The organism is Ammoniphilus sp. YIM 78166, assembly GCF_004522215.1.
Taxonomy (GTDB): Bacteria; Bacillota; Bacilli; order Aneurinibacillales; family RAOX-1; genus YIM-78166.
Genome location: NZ_SDLR01000001.1, coordinates 545,070 through 561,688, shown reverse-complemented (window position 1 = coordinate 561,688; position 16,619 = coordinate 545,070). Strand labels below are relative to the sequence as shown.

The following is a 16,619-nucleotide window of genomic DNA, read 5'->3' as shown; positions in this document are numbered from 1 at the left end:
GCACATGAAAAAAGAACAGATCTTGGTGGTTGATGATGATCATAAAATAGGTACGATGCTAAAACGCGCATTAGAATATGAGGGCTATGCCGTTCACGTTGTCTTGAGCGGTGAGGATGCCCTTATGGCTTGTATGCAACACTCATTTGACCTCATCATTTTAGATATCATGCTCCCTGGGTTAAGCGGCTGGGAGGTATGTCAGGAAATCCGTAACACAAGCCCCACCCCCATTATCATGCTGACCGCAAAAGACGAAGTGGAAGAACGAGTGAAGGGGTTAGACCTGGGGGCAGATGACTACGTCGTAAAGCCCTTCGCTTTAACCGAGCTACTGGCTAGAATACGTGCACAGTTACGAAGAAACCAACCTAGCAGAGAAACGGGGAGTCAACTGCATGTAATGGGAATAGAACTCCATCGTCAAAGCCGAACCTGTTTTCGCAACGGGCGAAAAGTCGACTTACGAGGAAAAGAATTCGACCTCCTAGAAATGTTTATGGATCATCCCCAGATTGTGTTATCAAAAGATCAGATCCTCCATCAGATTTGGGGCCATCATTATGAAGGAGAATCCAATGTCATTGAAGTGTATGTAGCTACTCTGCGTGCCAAGCTAGAGGAAAAAGGAGAACCGCGACTGATCCACACCGTGCGTGGCCTTGGTTACATTCTTAGGGAGGATACCTAGATGCCCATTCGCCTAAAGCTGACTTTGTGGTACAGCGTGGTGTTTCTCGTGGTTATCACGTTATTTTGCACCTATTTATACCTTTTCTTTAGTCATCGGGAAATGAATCAAATTGACAACCATCTTCGGGACCGTGGTAGAGAAATTCACCAATCCATCGAAATTGTCGATATCTTCCCTCTCCCCATCCGGAAGCTTGTCCTTCCGGATATCGATGTGTTTTCAGCACCCGAGCTTTATTTGCAAATTGTCAATCCGAACGGGGAAATTCTATCACGTTCAGAGTCTCTAGGAGAACAATCTCTTCCGATCTCTTATGAGGCCTTATCTCATATTGTCAAGGGGAGTCCGTTCTATGAAACGAAAAATGTAGGAGGGACACAAATCCGCATCTATTATTTGCCCCTCATCTCTGGGAAGCAGTTTGTTGGAGTATTGCAAGTCGCGGAATCCTTATATGGGTTTCACCGTTCCCTTACAAATTTACGCTGGCTATTGGCCATAGGTGCCATAACAACCGTAACGCTGTCTGCCCTTATCGGATGGATCCTTGCCCGAAAAGCTCTCTTCCCTATTCAGCGAATCACGGATACAACTGCAGAAATTGAAAGGGAAGGCGCGTTAGAGAGAAGAATCTCCTACACGGGCCCACCGGATGAAATCGGTCGGCTCTCACGACAAATTAATTCGATGATGGAGAAAATCGAAAAGATGTACAAAGAACTAGAAGAGTCTTATGAGACCCAGCGACGGTTTGTCGCAGATGCCAGTCATGAGCTGCGGACTCCCTTAACCTCCATCCGTGGGAATATGGACTTTCTACGAAAACTCTACTTGGAAAAAGGCATTTTCTCGATGGAAGCCATGGAGGATATGGTAGAAGAAATTGAACGAGTCTCGCGCATGGTGCATGATCTTCTTACACTGGCGAGGGCCGATGCAGGCTACCATATGCAACTCGAGGAGATCCAATTAGGTCCATGGATAGACGAATGGATTGGGCAAGTAGATCCGTTGGTAAAGCCTGGAGTGGACTTCTTATATGAAGGGGATTCTGTTATCGAGAATGTCTCCATTAAAGGTAACAAAGACTTTTTGAAGCAAATTTTCCTGATCCTACTGGAAAATGCCTTTAAGTATACAGTGTCAGGATACGTAAAGCTTCGGTTTGAGCATACACCCAACCGTTTGCAAGCGATCATCGAGGATACGGGAGTGGGCGTATCCCCGGATGACCTCCATAAGGTATTTGACCGCTTTTACCGGGGCGGCAATGTTCGTCAGTTTCCTGGTACTGGACTTGGGCTCTCCATGGCAAAATGGATAGCAGAAAAGCATGGAGGCACAATCATGCTCGAGAGCACGTTGGGTAAGGGGACGAAGGTCACTTTGGAGTTGCCGGTTGTTGAAGTTTAAGCAGGTCGAGGGGTGGGTTCATAGGAAAACGAAAGTGAGGACTTGAGCCAGGCGGTACCTCATTTGGGCGTAACCCCAGAATCAGGGCACGAAACGCTCGATTTCGTGATTAAAATGCAGTCCTGCAAGTAAAAAAACCGGATCCCCTTTCAACAAAGGAGAATCCGGCTTTTCTTTTAACCTTCAACAATCTTCGATAAAGTCTCCTCAAACCCCGGGAAAGACACATTGATGGCTTCCGCTTCTTCGACGGTAGTTTGTCCTTCAGCCACCAATCCGGCAATGGCCATAGACATGCCAATGCGGTGATCTCCATGACTGTGACAATGGGCACCCACTAAGGACGCACCTCCGTGGATAATCATACCATCCTCAGTCCCTTCCACCTGTGCTCCCATCTTGCGCAATTCCTCGACCATTACGTCGATGCGGTTCGTTTCTTTCACCTTCAGCTCTTCCGCGTCGCGAATCACGGTTGTTCCTGCTGCTTGCGATGCGATGACGGAAATAATCGGGATTTCATCGATCAACCTAGGGATAATTGCGCCACCGATTTCGATTCCACGAAGCGGAGCATAGCGGATCGTTAAGTCAGCCACAGGCTCGCCATTTTGGATGCGCTCATTCTCCACTTTTAGGTCAGAACCCATCTCAAGTAGGACGTCAATGATTCCCGTTCTAGTCGGGTTCACGCCAACTCCTCGAATCGTGAGTTCACTTCCTGGTAGAATGGCAGCAGCAGCCAGCATAAAGGCGGCCGACGAGATATCGCCTGGTACATGGATCTCTTCTTGCTGCACCATGGTTTGTCCACCACGGATCGAGACTCCCCCTTCGAAGGATTCCAGTTCGATGCCAAAAGAAGATAGCATGCGCTCGGTATGGTCACGGGAAAGGTGAGGCTCGTACACCGTCGTTACTCCTTCAGCCTGTAAACCCGCGAGGATGATAGCAGATTTGACCTGTGCACTTGCCACTGGGGAGTGAAACTCAATGCCCTTTAGCTCGCCTCCGCGAAGCGAAAGCGGCGTAAATTCTCCACCGGAGCGGCCGTCAATTCTTGCCCCCATTTGCTTTAAGGGATTGACTACACGCTTCATCGGACGTCGTGCAATCGACTCGTCTCCTACTAGGGTAGAATGAAAGGGACGTCCAGCCAAGATACCGGACATTAAGCGGATCGTCGTTCCGGAGTTGCCCACATCTAAAACCTCATGCGGCTCGACTAGTGCGTCTAATCCTTGACTGTCAACTACAACCTGGTCTCCTTGTTGCTCTATGGACACCCCCATTTTTTTAAAGCAGCTAATGGTGCTTAGACAATCGGCTCCAGGAAGGAATCCATAGATGCGAGCCTTCCCTTTGGCCATGGAGCTAAACATCACGGCGCGATGGGAGATGGACTTATCTCCTGGAACAGTGATCTCGCCGACAATCTTTTTCGCGTTTTTCGTTGTTAACATATCCCTCTTCCTCCTATTCCCGTGAATATACCCGATACCCTTCCTTGGTGAGTTCTTCACGGGCTTTCTCCAGATCATCATCATTACGGAAGGTGATTAAGAGAACCCCCATAATGTCCTCCCTAATTTCCAATATACGTATATTTGTAATACTAATATCCTTTACACCTAGCAAGGTGGTGATTTTTCCAATGACTCCTGGATTATCCGGTACATCCACATAAAGATCATAGAGCGGGGTGATCGCTCCTTTGGTTCGTTCTGGCAATTGGTCGCGGAAGTCACGGGCATCCCGGAAAAAGTCTTCAATAGCTTGACCATCGTTTTCTTTCACAAAACCAATGATCTCATCCAAAACGCCTCTCCAATCCTCAGCTAAGGAAAGCATCACCTTGCGGTTGTGTAATAAGATGTCTCGCCACATATGAGGGTTGCTGGAGGCAATCCGCGTAATATCCCGAAAACCACCTGCTGCTAAGCGGTTGTACCACGGCGTGTTCTCACTGTAACGCCCGACCTGGTTAACCAGAGCAGCTGCAATGATATGCGGAAAGTGACTGATGGCCCCTACAATTTGGTCATGCTCTTCCGGATCCAGAACCACAATATTGGCTTTCGTAGGCTGCAAGAGCTCCTTTAAAGCAGAAACGGCGGATTCAGGAACCGTAGCATCAGGAGTGAGTACATAGTAGGCATTCTCAAACAAGCGGTCATGCGCCGCTTCCACCCCAGACTTGTGCGATCCTGCCATCGGATGTCCGCCTATAAAATGAACCTTGCGCTGTTGAAACCCTTTTGTCCATTCCATTATGGACGATTTTGTGCTGCCGGTATCGGAGATAATTGCCCCTTCTTTAAGCGGGGTATAGCGCAGGAAAGAAAGCAATTCGAAGAGCTTCCCTACCGGTGAACATAAAAAGATTACGTCCGCATCCTGCACCGCACCAGCTAAATGGTCCGTAGCATGATCAATTACACCTAAGTCGATTGCTTTTTGCAGATTTTGCGCATCCACATCAAAGCCGATTATTTCAATATTCTCATTCTTTAAAGAAAGCGCTAGGGACCCACCAATGAGTCCCACGCCTAGTACCGCTACTTTTTTCACTTATAACACCTCACGAAGGGCAGTAAGGAAACCTTCGTTCTGTTCCTGGCTTCCAACGGTTACGCGTATTGAAGAAGGAAAGCCTAACGCCACCCCTGATCGAACAATGTAGCCTTTGCGAAGAAGGGCTTGGAATACGTCATTTCCATTACGTCCTGTATCGACTAGTACGAAGTTTCCTTGGGATGGATAATAGGAAAGTCCCATTTCTTCGAACCCGGCATAAAGTTGGTTTCTTCCCACCTCGTTCGCCTCACGGCAGGATTTCACGAATTCTTGGTCCTTTAGGGCGACAATGGCTGCCTTCTGAGCGATGCTGCTTGTGTTAAAAGGCTCACGAACGCGATTAATCTTATCCACAATCTCTTCGGAAGCAATACCATAGCCAATGCGAAGTCCTGCTAACCCATAGATTTTGGAGAAGGTTCTTAGGATCAATACATTAGGAAATGTCTTAAGCAGAGAAATCGACTCTGGGTAAGAAGAATCCGTCACATACTCATAATAGGCTTCATCCAGTACAACAAGTACAGAGCTTGGGACCCGCTCTAGAAACGCCAGGATTTGCTCTTGATCGTTCATCGTCCCAGACGGGTTATTCGGGTTACAAACCCATACCACTCGGGTTTGCTCTGTGATGCTGCCTAGCATCGCTTCTAAATCATGTACGCCATCTTTAAGCGGCACTTCAATCACTTCTGCACCTTCAATGGTTGCCGTGGTCTTGTAGACCGGGAAGGTAGGAGTAGCCATAACCGTATTCGTTCCTGTTTCAAGATAAGCTCGGGACGTCAGCATGACGAGCTCATCTGATCCGTTGCCAAAGACTAGCTGAGAACCGGGCACCCCTAAGAAAGAAGCCATTTCCTCGCGCAACGCCATGCTCCCGCCATCTGGATAGATCGCAAGCTCATCGAGTACAGATTGGACGGCTGGTTTAACTAATGGAGAGCAGCCGAATGGATTTTCATTGGAGGCTAGCTTCACAATCTTCTCTAGTCCGAGCTCGCGCTTCACTTCATCTATCGGCTTCCCTGGTTGATAGACCGGTAAGTCTACAATTTGCTTTTTAGGATTCATGTCTCTCACTCCTAGAGTAAATTTTTTTCTATCTTACTCCAGATTTTAGGTTTTGTACAAACATTTTTATCATTTCCAGTCCTTGGGCTCGCTTATCCTCGTCCAAAAGCAATTCACCTGCTTCTTCTATCACTTGAACAAGCGCACTCCCCACAATGAGTCCATCGCAATGGGGAGCTAATTGAGCCATTTGCTCTGGCCTTGAGATCCCGAAGCCTACGGCCACAGGGACATTCGCATGCTTTCTTACTTCCTGAAGAAACGAATCTATTCCTGCGGCAAGCTCACTTCTAGCGCCTGTCACCCCTAGCGAGGATACACAATAGACGAATCCTTCTGCTTGTTCTGCAATCCTTTGGATACGCTGCTGGGAAGTAGGCGCCACTAATGAAATCAAAGGCAAGCCAAATTGCTGAGACACTCGTCGCACCTCACCGCTTTCTTCCACTGGCAAATCAGGAATTAAAATACCGTTTGCTCCCACTTCCTTCATTTGTTCAAACAAGCGAGTAAATCCGTACTGCAGGACGGGATTAAAGTACGTAAATAAAATGATTGGGATAGATAACCCTTGCTGACGCATCTGCTGCGCCATGCTCAAGCAATCTTGAATGGAGACCTTGTGACGAAGCGCACGTGCGGATGCACGCTGAATCGTCGGACCATCTGCCAGGGGATCTGAATAAGGGACGCCTAGCTCTAATATATCCGCTCCTGCTTCTTCTAAGGCTAAAGCAATCGCAACCGTTGCCTCAGGACTCGGATCTCCAGCCGTAATAAAGGGAATGAACAAGGGACCCTTTCGTTGGGCAAACTTTTCCGCAATGGTATAGTTCTGCATTAGACTTCCCCCTTCAGATGGTGCTGTATCGCTTCTACGTCTTTGTCTCCTCTGCCCGATAAGCAAACCACCAAAAGATGATCCGCTGGAAGCTGTGGAGCCAGCTTCATTGCCTCTGCTATCGCATGAGAAGATTCTAGGGCAGGAATAATCCCTTCTGTCTTACAAAGCAGCTGCAGCGCCTCCAGAGCTTCTTGATCCGTAATCGGATGATAAGCCGCACGCCCAACTTCCTTCAAGTAAGCGTGCTCTGGCCCAACGCCTGGGTAATCAAGACCAGCGGAAATAGAGTGAGGCTCTTGAATCTGTCCCCATTCGTCCTGTAGAAGATAAGTCAACGAGCCATGGATTACTCCCTTGGTCCCTTTCGCAAAGGTGGCGGCATGCTTATCCGTATCCACACCATGTCCAGCTGCCTCCACCCCGATTAAACGTACCGAAGGATCCGCGACAAAAGGATAGAAAATTCCCATCGCGTTGCTTCCGCCACCCACGCAAGCAACAATGGTATCCGGAAGTCTGCCTTCCAGCTCTAAGATCTGTTCCTTGGTTTCATCTCCGATCACCCTTTGGAAATCTCGGACGATCATCGGATACGGATGCGGCCCCACAACTGAACCTATCAAATAGAAGGTATCCTCCACATTAGTCACCCAATAGCGGATGGCTTCGTTGGTGGCATCCTTTAAGGTCTTTGTGCCTGAGCTCACCGGAATCACTTCTGCGCCCAACAGTTGCATTCTAAAAACATTGAGCTGCTGTCTGCGAATGTCTTCTTCTCCCATGAATACCTTGCACTGCAATCCAAGCTTGGCTGCAACGGTTGCTGAAGCCACTCCATGCTGTCCAGCGCCGGTTTCCGCTACAATTTTGTTTTTTCCCATGCGCTTCGCCAATAGTCCCTGTGCCAAGGCATTATTGAGTTTATGGGCCCCTGTATGGTTTAAATCTTCACGCTTAAGATAGATCTTGGCACCACCGAGGTGTGCCGTTAGACGGTCGGCAAAATACAATGGTGTAGCTCGACCTGAAAAGTAAGTAAGATGATAGTTCAATTCTTCTTGGAATTCTGCGTCTTCTTTAGCCAACTGATATTCTCTCTCGAGCTCTTCTAGCGCGTTCATTAAGGTTTCCGGTACATACTTTCCACCAAACTCTCCAAAACGGCCGTGCTCGTTAGGTACTCCTGCCATTCCCCTTCACCCTTTCTACCAACTTCTCTATTTTCAAACGATCCTTCCGTCCATCGGTTTCAATTCCGCTAGCTACATCAATACCTGCAAGAGGCCACTCCGATATAAGCTGCAACGCATTTTCCGGGGTAATGCCGCCGGCAACTAATAGCTTCACTCCGTGCACCTTGCACCACTGCTCAAACATAGGGATCACGTCCCAGCGGAACGTTTTGCCCGTCCCACCGGCCGCTTGCGGGTCTAAGGTATCCAATAAAAGATAATCAATCCATTTTCCGTATTCATCCGGCGGGACTTGTCCCTGACCGTCCCCGATGTGTACAGCCTTGATGATATCTACCGAAAACTCTTGCTTCAATTGTCTGCAAAAGTCTGGACTTTCTTGTCCGTGCAGCTGAATCAGATCGAACGCGGCGATCTTCATCACGTCAGCTAGCTCACTTAGGCTCGGGTTTACAAATACGCCAACCTTCTTCATTCCCGCAGGTACAGCTTGAAACAGTCCTGGCAGATCCGCTGGGTTCACATTTCGTTTACTCGGAGCCAATATGAACCCCACAAAGTCTACGCCTAAAGCATTCAACTGCGACAGTCCTTCTGCATCTTTAAATCCACAGCATTTGACTAACGGGGCAGCTCTCATGATCCCACTAACTCCTCTACAGCTGCTGCAATATCAGGCTTGCGCATAAAATGCTCGCCTACTAATACAGCCCTGACCCTGCCCAGCTCACGCAAATAACGAATATCATCTGCAGAATGAATGCCGCTTTCGCTTACCACAGGAAGAGAATTCGGGATAAACGGTAGAAGCTCCTCCGTCGTTTGAAGTGAGGTTTCGAAGGTCTTCAAATTACGGTTATTAATCCCAATCAAACGAGGCTGCGTAGAAGCTAGTACAAGCTCCAGTTCTTCTTTGTTATGGATTTCAATTAAGACGTCCAACCCTAGTCTATCGGCTAGGGAGGACAGTTCTTCTAATTGTTGAGAGCTTAGGATCGCAGCAATCAATAATATACAATCTGCACCAATTCTTCTGGCTTCGTAAACTTGTAAGGGGTCAATGATAAAATCTTTTCGAATAATAGGTGTATTGGTTTGCTTGCGAATCTCCGTTAGATACGTATTACTCCCCTGAAAATAGTCTACATCTGTGAGTACAGACATCGCATCGACGCCTGCCAAGTCATACGCCTTAGCAATTGCAAGAGGATCAAAATCCTGTCGAATCAACCCTTTAGAAGGGGAAGCTTTTTTAACCTCCGCGATGACGCTAATGGAACGCTGGCTTTGTACCAATCGGTTGATAAAAGACCTGGTTGGAGGCAGTTCAGCAATCTGCCGCTCCATCTCGTCTTGGTTCCACTCCTGCTTAAGCTGTTCAATTTCTATAAGCTTCGTTGCCACAATTTTATCCAACATGGGACATCCCCCTAGTTACCTTAGCTACTTGTTGTAGTTTTTCTATTGCTAGACCCTGATCGATAATCTCCCTAGCCGCCTTTACCCCTTCTTGCAAGGAGGAAACGCGATCTGCCAAATACAAGGATGCCGCGCTATTTGCTAACACAATATCTCGGTCGGCTCCTTTTTGCCCTGAGAAGATACGTTGAATAACCACTGCATTTTCTGTTGCATTTCCTCCGGAAATTTGACTAATTGGGTAGCGGCTCAAGCCCAACTCCTCCGGAGTAAGGGTATAAGACTTGATGTCTCCCTCGTTTAGTTCCACTACTTTAGTAGGTGCCGAAATACTAATTTCATCTAGACCATCTTCGCCTGCGACGATCAGGGCTTTTACCAGCCCGAGCTCACGAAGCACCTGCGCCACCTTTTCTGCTAGACTAGCATCATAGATTCCCATGAGCTGACGGTCTGCTTGGGCCGGATTCGTCAAAGGACCCAATAGGTTAAAGACGGTGCGAAAGCCGATCTCTTTGCGAGTGGCTACTGCATGCTTCATCGCTTGATGGTAAAAAGGGGCAAACATGAAGCACAGGTTTGTCATCTCTAAGCAAGTCTTCGCTTCTGCCTCACCTAATTGGATAGAGATATCGAGCTGCTCCAACACATCTGCGCTTCCGCTCTTGCTCGATACGGCACGATTGCCGTGCTTCGCTACCCTTGCTCCGCCTGCTGCTGCCACAAAGGCGGAAGCTGTAGAAATATTAAAGGTCCTTCCTCCATCGCCGCCAGTACCGCAGGTATCAATTAGGTTGTGGTTAGGCACCTGTACCTTTAATGATTTTTCTCTCATAGTCAAAGCGAAACCTGTAATTTCCTCTACCGTTTCACCTTTTATTTTCATCGCCGTTAAAAAGCTCGCTAGCTGCGAAGCAGGCACTTCACCAGACATAATTAAACTCATCGCTTCTCTAGACTCTTCTCGGCTCAAATGCTTCAAGTCAACTACCTTATTTAGTAGGGGTTGAAACATACTCGTCATCCTCCTCTAATCTCTGAATCTGCTTGGCCATTTGAATGGCTCTTACTAAGGCTCCAGCTTTATTTTCCGTTTCTTCAAATTCCTTTTCTGGTACCGAATCCGCTACAATGCCTGCACCGGCCTGAATATAGGCTTTCCCATTTTTAAATACAATGGTGCGGATCGTAATACAGGAATCCATATTCCCAGAGAAGCTAAAGTATCCGATCGCGCCCGCATAGGCATTCCTTGCGTGAGGCTCCAGTTCCGCAATGATTTCCATAGCCCTAAGCTTCGGTGCCCCTGATACCGTCCCTGCTGGGAAACAGGAAGCTAACGCGTCGAAGGCATCCCTGTTTTCCTGAAGTCTGCCTGTCACATGAGACACAATATGCATGACATGTGAGTACATCTCAATTTCCATGAACTGTTCTACCTGAACAGATCCATAGGAAGAAACTCTGCCGACATCATTGCGCCCTAGGTCGATGAGCATATGATGCTCCGCTCTTTCCTTCTCGTCAGCTAGTAGGTCCGCTTTTAGATATTCGTCTTCCTCCGCTGTCCGTCCTCTTCGGCGGGTGCCTGCAATCGGTCGGTTCTCTACCTTGCCATCTTCGACTCTCACTAAGAGCTCTGGAGATGTTCCTACGAGGATCTCATCCTCCGCAAACTGGAGGAAATACATGTAGGGAGATGGGTTCAAGGAACGCAGCACGCGATACACATGGAACGGATCAGGCGAATCCTCAACCGAGAAGCGCTGGGAGAGAACCACTTGAAAAATATCTCCTGAAGCGATATATTCCTTCGCCGCTTCTACCATTTTGATGAATTCGGGTTGCGTTAGATTGGATTGTACCTCAATTGGTTCATACTCATGGGGTACGACATATAATTCGCTGGGCATCTGTTCGCGGCTTCGCGTTTTTCTCGCTAATGCCTTAATTCTCTGACAACAAGCTTGATATTTGGCCTCTATGTCAGATCGACCGTCTCCTGGTTCCACCATAATATGGCCGATAACTTGGATTTCTTGCTTCAAGTGGTCGAATACAATGACTTCGTCGGCAAACATGAACTTGACATCATCCATGTTTAGGTCGTTTTGTTTTGCTTCAGGAAGCTCCTCATAGTAGCGTAGAATGTCATAGCCAAAATATCCAACGGCCCCTCCGGAAAATCGGGGAAAATCCAGCTCATCGGGGCTGCGAAACGACTGAAGCTCCTGGCGCAACCGCTCAATAGGGTGCTCAAAGGATTCAACTGAAGGCGCATTTCGGTAGTGAATCGTTACTTTTCCTTTCTTCGCTTGAAGGGTCATGAGCGGATTCAAGCCAATAAAAGAATATCTCGCCCAACGCGTGCCACCTTCTACACTCTCTAGAAGGAACGAACCATCGCAGCGCAATCTTTGAAAAATACTGATCGGTGTTTCCTGATCAGCCATAAAGGTCATTCTAATGGGAATCAAATTATATTGAGCAGCAAGCTCTACTGCTTTTTCGACGGGGGGATAATACATGGTGGTGCACCTCTCCTTTCATGATAAAAGAAGAGAAGCGGCGAGGGGAGAGCATCCATTCAGAGTCTCGTTATAGACTTATAGAACATAAAAAGCCCAGGGGAACCCTGGGCTGAATGTACATAGTAAATAGACAAAGGCCATACCTCGACCTCCTCTATGAACAACTCAGGCTCTGCTTCCTCAACTCAACTCACTTCTCAAACTCAGGCTCAGCTTCTCAACTCTAACTTAATTTTTAGTTTATTATAATGCTAGTTTGAAGTCAATGCATTAATGTCGGCAAGATCTGGGCGAAGCTTCTTGGCTTCCCTTAAGAATACATGATTCACTTCGTCTGGATTCAGGTCCGTATTGACCAGCATCATCACCCGAATACACTTCGACAAGCTTTCTAGTACCGGAATTTCTGTTGAACACATTAACGGAACGAGCTCCCATCCACCGATTTTTCTGATAGCTTTCGCCGGAAAATCAGAAACTAAGTCCGTGGTAACGGTGATAAATATGGCGGCAACATGGTCAGGCAAGATCTGATTCTGACCTATGATTTCATGCACTAATTCTTCCGTAGCTTCTAGTATCTCAGTTGATGTATCTTCTTTAACGGTGATCGCTCCGCGTATCCCCCTTACTCCCATTCTTATGACACCTCTTTTGACATTTTTAATACTTCTAATACATCCGTTTCCTTCACATCATGGAAGATATCAACAGCACCCACTCGTGTTGGAAGGACGAAAACTAATTTTCCTCCACTGCCCTTTTTATCATGTCTCATGGCTTCTAACACTTGCTCAGGTGTAAACTGATCATCCATACGTACAGGCAGATGGAATTTCTTCAATAACGCTATGGTTCTATTAGCCACCTGCTCGGATTCAGGACAAACTCCAATGCGTTCGGCTAGCAATGCTGCCGCAACCATACCTAACGCAACAGCTTCTCCATGGATCAGCCCCCCATACTGAGAGAGAGACTCAAGAGCATGGCCGAACGTATGGCCTAAATTAAGTATCGCTCGTTTTCCTTGCTCGGTTTCGTCTTCAGAAACCACTTGAGATTTAATCAAGCAGCCTTGGTAGATCGCCTCATCGATAAAAGGTGATTGAAGAGCAAGAAGCTCCTCCGCATGCTCTTCCAGCCATTGAGTGAAGGACTCACTCCAAATCAATCCATGCTTAAGCACTTCCGCAAAACCAGCATAGATTTCTCGCGGTGGAAGTGTTTTTAGAGTCTCCGTGTCATATAACACTAAGCTTGGCTGGTGAAAAGCTCCAATGATATTTTTACCTAGTGGATGGTTAACCGCAACTTTCCCGCCTACACTGCTGTCATGAGCCAACAGGGTCGTAGGAACTTGTACAAAAGGGACTCCTCGCATATAGGTAGCCGCACAGAAACCAGCCAAGTCCCCTACAACGCCACCACCTAATGCAATAAAGACCGATTTGCGATCAAGCCCTGCTTGCAGTGCACTTCCTGTGATCTCTTCAAGAACATGCAACGATTTGGATTGTTCCCCCGCGGAGATCACATTAGCCCCCGTTTGGTAATCTGCGGCCTGGAGAATGGACTCCATTCGCTCGAGGTATATCGGCCCTACTTGGTGATCTGTGATGATAAACAGTTTATTTTTCGGAGTAATCCCTCGGGCCATAAGTTCTTCAGGAAGGCGATCCAAAAGATCTCTTCCAATGACAATAGGATAACTCCTCTCCCCTAGCTCAACTTTTAATCTTTTCATAACTAAATGGTCTCCAAGTATTGTTTAAACTGCTGCACGCTAGCTTTCATCTGGTTCAGGTTATCGCTATGGAAGGTCTCACACAAGGCCTTTGCCACTTCAAAAGCTACAACCGCTTCTGCTACTACGGACGCAGCAGGAACCGCACAGCTATCAGAACGTTCAATTGTCGCTGCAAAAGGCTCCTTCGTTTCCAGGTCAACACTCATCAGAGGCTTGTAAAGTGTAGGAATAGGCTTCATAACGCCTCGAACGACAATCGGCATGCCGGTGGTCATTCCACCCTCTAGTCCGCCTGCACGATTGCTGCTTCTAGAAAATCCTTTTTCTTCACTCCAAACGATCTCATCGTGGACCTGAGAACCTGGACGGGTAGCCGCTTCAAAACCGATCCCGATTTCAACACCTTTAAACGCTTGAATGCTCATTACCGCTTGAGCGAGCTTGCCATCTAGCTTCCGATCCCATTGAACATGACTGCCAAGACCGATCGGGACACCCTCCACGATGACCTCGACGATCCCCCCTAAGGAGTCGCCATCCTGTTTAGCTTGATCGATCAGTGCCATCATCTGCTTGCCGGCTTCTTCATCAAGGCAACGAACCGGTGACTCTTCTGTAATCCGAATCAGCTCATCTAACGATACTTCCACCTCTTTCGCTTCAATAGAGCCAATTCGTTTAACATGTCCACCCACTTTAATGTCGAACTGTTCTAATAATTGGCGAGCTACGGCACCTACAGCTACACGAACAGCAGTTTCTCTTGCGCTTGATCGTTCCAAGATGTTTCTCATATCTTTTTGATTATATTTTAGAGCCCCATTCAGATCCGCATGACCAGGACGTGGGCGAGTAACCTGACGCTTAACCTCTTCATCATCTTCTACCGGATCTGGACCCATGATGTGCTGCCAATGTGTCCAATCCTTATTCTCTACCACTAAACAGATCGGAGCACCGGTAGTCAAACCATGTCTTACTCCGGCTACGATTTTCACTTGGTCCTGTTCGATTTGCATCCGACGTCCTCGACCATGTCCTTTTTGGCGACGAAGCAACTGTTCATTAATCTTCTCCGCTGAAATAGGAACATTGCTAGGCACTCCTTCAATAATCGCCGTTAGTTGAGGACCATGCGATTCTCCGGCTGTCAAATATCTCATCTGAACTCCTCCACCCTTTAGCACTTTTAAGTGTCATATTGTTTTATGTGCTATTATATTATAGCTACATAAAAAATGATAGTGTTTAATACGAAAAAGTCCCTAATGGGACCAGGAGAAAACCCCTTTTATCAAGCAATCAGAAGCTTAACCATCTATCCCTAGTTTGAGGCATAGGAAAGGTAAGTATTCATAGTGTTTACCAACAACAACCTTAGTAGTTTTTTCTTTCCTGAACCGTCGGAATCTTTTGAACTGCTCGTTTGTTGTAGTAGAAAAAAGCCTCCCCACAGAGAATCGAGCAGAGTGTTCCCACAGTAGCCTGCAGTAGAGGCATGTTCGGCAAATAGTGGAATGCAGCTGTTAAGCCAATGAAGTCACCCAAAAAGACGCCAGCCAGCAAAAACATAACGTAGCTGCGTCTTTCTGCTTTCCTGCTGGCTAGAATTCTTGACTCCAACATATAAGCCAATCCTCGTTTATAACAGACATAGGTAGCTAGTAGTGCGAATAAGAAATTAAACATCACCGATTACCCCTTTATAAAACTTTACGATAAAAGAATGTATCCTCTGCCTCTAACTTATATTGTTGCGGCTGAAATATCTGCTCCGTGCTACCAACGAACAGGACACCTCCAGGTCGTAGAGCTTGACTAAACTTTTTATATAATTCATGCTTAGCTTCCTCCGTAAAATAGATCATCACGTTTCGGCAAATGATGAGGTCATATTGAGAATCGAAAGGATCCGCCAGCAGATTGTGTTGTTTAAATTGGATGGTATTCTTAATCTCGTCTGAAAGGCGATAATGTGTTCCTTCTTGGAAAAAATATCGCTTCACCAGCTCCCTAGGGCATTCATGAAGAGATCTCTCCGCATAAACCCCTAACTTCGCCTTCGCAATCGCTCCTTCGTCGATATCTGTTGCCAGGATATTAATGTCTCGCAACGACATCAAGCGGGATAAGATCAACGCTAGCGTATAAGGCTCTTCTCCTGTGGAGCAGGCAGCACTCCAGCACTTTAGTCTTGATTTTTCTTTCAATAAACGCGGCAGGATCTTTTGACTAAGGACTTCCCAACGTCCTGCATTACGAAAAAATTCGGATACATTAATCGTCATCCGATCAAGAAATTCATAATACAGCTCTTTATCTTGATTCATGCCTTCAAAATAGGAAACAAAATTAGCAAAGCCTCGTTTCTGTCTTAATGAGGTAAGGCGTCTCTTCATCTGTGCTTCCTTATATAAAGCTAGGTCAATACCTGTCTTCTTCTTTACGCTTGCAATGAATTGTGCAAAATCACGGTCTTCCATCTGCTTATCTCTCACCCTGCTTGTCTCTGTCGTATATGAGATAACTATTCGAGAGAGATCGTTTAAAATCCTTCTCCTTGAAAAAAAGGAAAAACCGCAGAAGGAAAACCTCTGCGGTTCACATGGGATTAAACCCACTGATTCACTGTTTTTTCGTAAGAAGCAAGCTCTTCTTCTTTAAACCAAAGACCGATCTCACGTTGTGCACTCTCAGCAGAATCGGAGCCATGGATGATGTTCATACCTACGCTCACTCCGAAATCACCACGGATGGTACCAGGAGCAGCATCAGCAGGATTCGTTTTACCCATCATATTGCGGGCTGTAGCGATTACATTGTCCCCTTCCCAAACCATTGCAAAAACAGGGCTAGAAGTGATGAATCCAACTAATTCGCCGAAGAAAGGGCGCTCTTTATGCTCACCATAATGCTCTTCTGCTAAAGCTTGTCCCACGCTCATCAATTTCGCGCTTACGAGTTTAAAGCCTTTCTTCTCAAAACGGGTTACGATTTCACCGATTAGGTTACGTTGAACACCATCAGGTTTCACCATTACAAAAGTTCTTTCTAATGCCATAAAAAATTCCCTCATTCCCTCTTATGTATTAGGCCTTAAATAGATAAGGCCCCAAAATCAGTCTCA

17 protein-coding genes are annotated in these 16,619 nt (G+C 46.8%); 2 read left to right on the top strand and 15 right to left on the bottom strand.

Annotated elements, in window-relative coordinates; genetic code table 11:
* The first annotated feature begins 4 nt into the window (after positions 1–4).
* Both EIZ58_RS02730 and EIZ58_RS02725 read left to right on the top strand, forming a co-directional pair.
* Positions 5–691, top strand: coding sequence for a response regulator transcription factor (locus EIZ58_RS02730; protein ID WP_134698983.1), 687 nt, complete (start codon positions 5–7; stop codon positions 689–691).
* A complete protein-coding gene (locus tag EIZ58_RS02725) occupies positions 692–2,107 on the top strand; it encodes a sensor histidine kinase (RefSeq protein ID WP_134698982.1) in 1,416 nt (471 codons plus the stop codon). It begins immediately after the preceding gene.
* A gap of 176 nt (positions 2,108–2,283) precedes the next feature.
* Here the strand turns inward: EIZ58_RS02725 and aroA are convergent, their stop codons facing one another.
* From aroA to ndk, 15 genes are all read right to left on the bottom strand, one after another.
* Entirely contained in the window at positions 2,284–3,570 is a 1,287-nt protein-coding gene (aroA, locus tag EIZ58_RS02720) for a 3-phosphoshikimate 1-carboxyvinyltransferase (RefSeq protein WP_134698981.1), read from the bottom strand.
* 13 nt (positions 3,571–3,583) lie between these two features.
* A complete protein-coding gene (locus EIZ58_RS02715; protein WP_134698980.1) occupies positions 3,584–4,678 on the bottom strand; it encodes a prephenate dehydrogenase in 1,095 nt (364 codons plus the stop codon).
* The gene (gene hisC / locus EIZ58_RS02710; RefSeq protein ID WP_134698979.1) at positions 4,679–5,758 is read right to left on the bottom strand and encodes a histidinol-phosphate transaminase; all 1,080 of its coding nucleotides are present in this window, start codon (positions 5,756–5,758) and stop codon (positions 4,679–4,681) included. It lies immediately after the preceding gene.
* Between the two features lie 28 nt (positions 5,759–5,786).
* On the bottom strand, positions 5,787–6,599 hold the full coding sequence (gene trpA, locus EIZ58_RS02705; protein WP_134698978.1) for a tryptophan synthase subunit alpha: 813 nt from the start codon (positions 6,597–6,599) through the stop codon (positions 5,787–5,789).
* Positions 6,599–7,792, bottom strand: a complete 1,194-nt coding sequence (trpB, locus tag EIZ58_RS02700) for a tryptophan synthase subunit beta (RefSeq protein ID WP_134698977.1) — start codon at positions 7,790–7,792, stop codon at positions 6,599–6,601. Before trpB ends, trpA begins: the two co-directional genes overlap by 1 nt.
* The gene (locus EIZ58_RS02695; RefSeq protein WP_134698976.1) at positions 7,776–8,435 is read right to left on the bottom strand and encodes a phosphoribosylanthranilate isomerase; all 660 of its coding nucleotides are present in this window, start codon (positions 8,433–8,435) and stop codon (positions 7,776–7,778) included. The genes trpB and EIZ58_RS02695 overlap by 17 nt, the downstream gene beginning before the upstream one ends.
* Entirely contained in the window at positions 8,432–9,214 is a 783-nt protein-coding gene (trpC, locus tag EIZ58_RS02690) for an indole-3-glycerol phosphate synthase TrpC (RefSeq protein WP_134698975.1), read from the bottom strand. Before trpC ends, EIZ58_RS02695 begins: the two co-directional genes overlap by 4 nt.
* Positions 9,204–10,229: an anthranilate phosphoribosyltransferase gene (gene trpD / locus EIZ58_RS02685; protein WP_134698974.1), complete on the bottom strand. Its 1,026-nt coding sequence runs from the start codon at positions 10,227–10,229 to the stop codon at positions 9,204–9,206. The genes trpC and trpD overlap by 11 nt, the downstream gene beginning before the upstream one ends.
* On the bottom strand, positions 10,207–11,742 hold the full coding sequence (gene trpE, locus EIZ58_RS02680; RefSeq protein WP_134698973.1) for an anthranilate synthase component I: 1,536 nt from the start codon (positions 11,740–11,742) through the stop codon (positions 10,207–10,209). The genes trpD and trpE overlap by 23 nt, the downstream gene beginning before the upstream one ends.
* A gap of 254 nt (positions 11,743–11,996) precedes the next feature.
* The gene (gene aroH, locus EIZ58_RS02675; RefSeq protein ID WP_134698972.1) at positions 11,997–12,383 is read right to left on the bottom strand and encodes a chorismate mutase; all 387 of its coding nucleotides are present in this window, start codon (positions 12,381–12,383) and stop codon (positions 11,997–11,999) included.
* A 2-nt stretch (positions 12,384–12,385) separates the two neighbouring features.
* Complete coding sequence (gene aroB / locus EIZ58_RS02670) at positions 12,386–13,489, bottom strand: 3-dehydroquinate synthase (RefSeq protein WP_134698971.1); 1,104 nt, start codon at positions 13,487–13,489, stop codon at positions 12,386–12,388.
* 2 nt (positions 13,490–13,491) lie between these two features.
* Positions 13,492–14,655: a chorismate synthase gene (aroC, locus tag EIZ58_RS02665; protein WP_134698970.1), complete on the bottom strand. Its 1,164-nt coding sequence runs from the start codon at positions 14,653–14,655 to the stop codon at positions 13,492–13,494.
* A 214-nt stretch (positions 14,656–14,869) separates the two neighbouring features.
* On the bottom strand, positions 14,870–15,181 hold the full coding sequence (locus EIZ58_RS02660; protein ID WP_134698969.1) for a hypothetical protein: 312 nt from the start codon (positions 15,179–15,181) through the stop codon (positions 14,870–14,872).
* 14 nt (positions 15,182–15,195) lie between these two features.
* On the bottom strand, positions 15,196–15,975 hold the full coding sequence (locus EIZ58_RS02655; protein WP_134698968.1) for a CheR family methyltransferase: 780 nt from the start codon (positions 15,973–15,975) through the stop codon (positions 15,196–15,198).
* A 128-nt stretch (positions 15,976–16,103) separates the two neighbouring features.
* Entirely contained in the window at positions 16,104–16,553 is a 450-nt protein-coding gene (gene ndk / locus EIZ58_RS02650) for a nucleoside-diphosphate kinase (RefSeq protein WP_134698967.1), read from the bottom strand.
* Between the last annotated feature and the right edge of the window lie 66 nt (positions 16,554–16,619).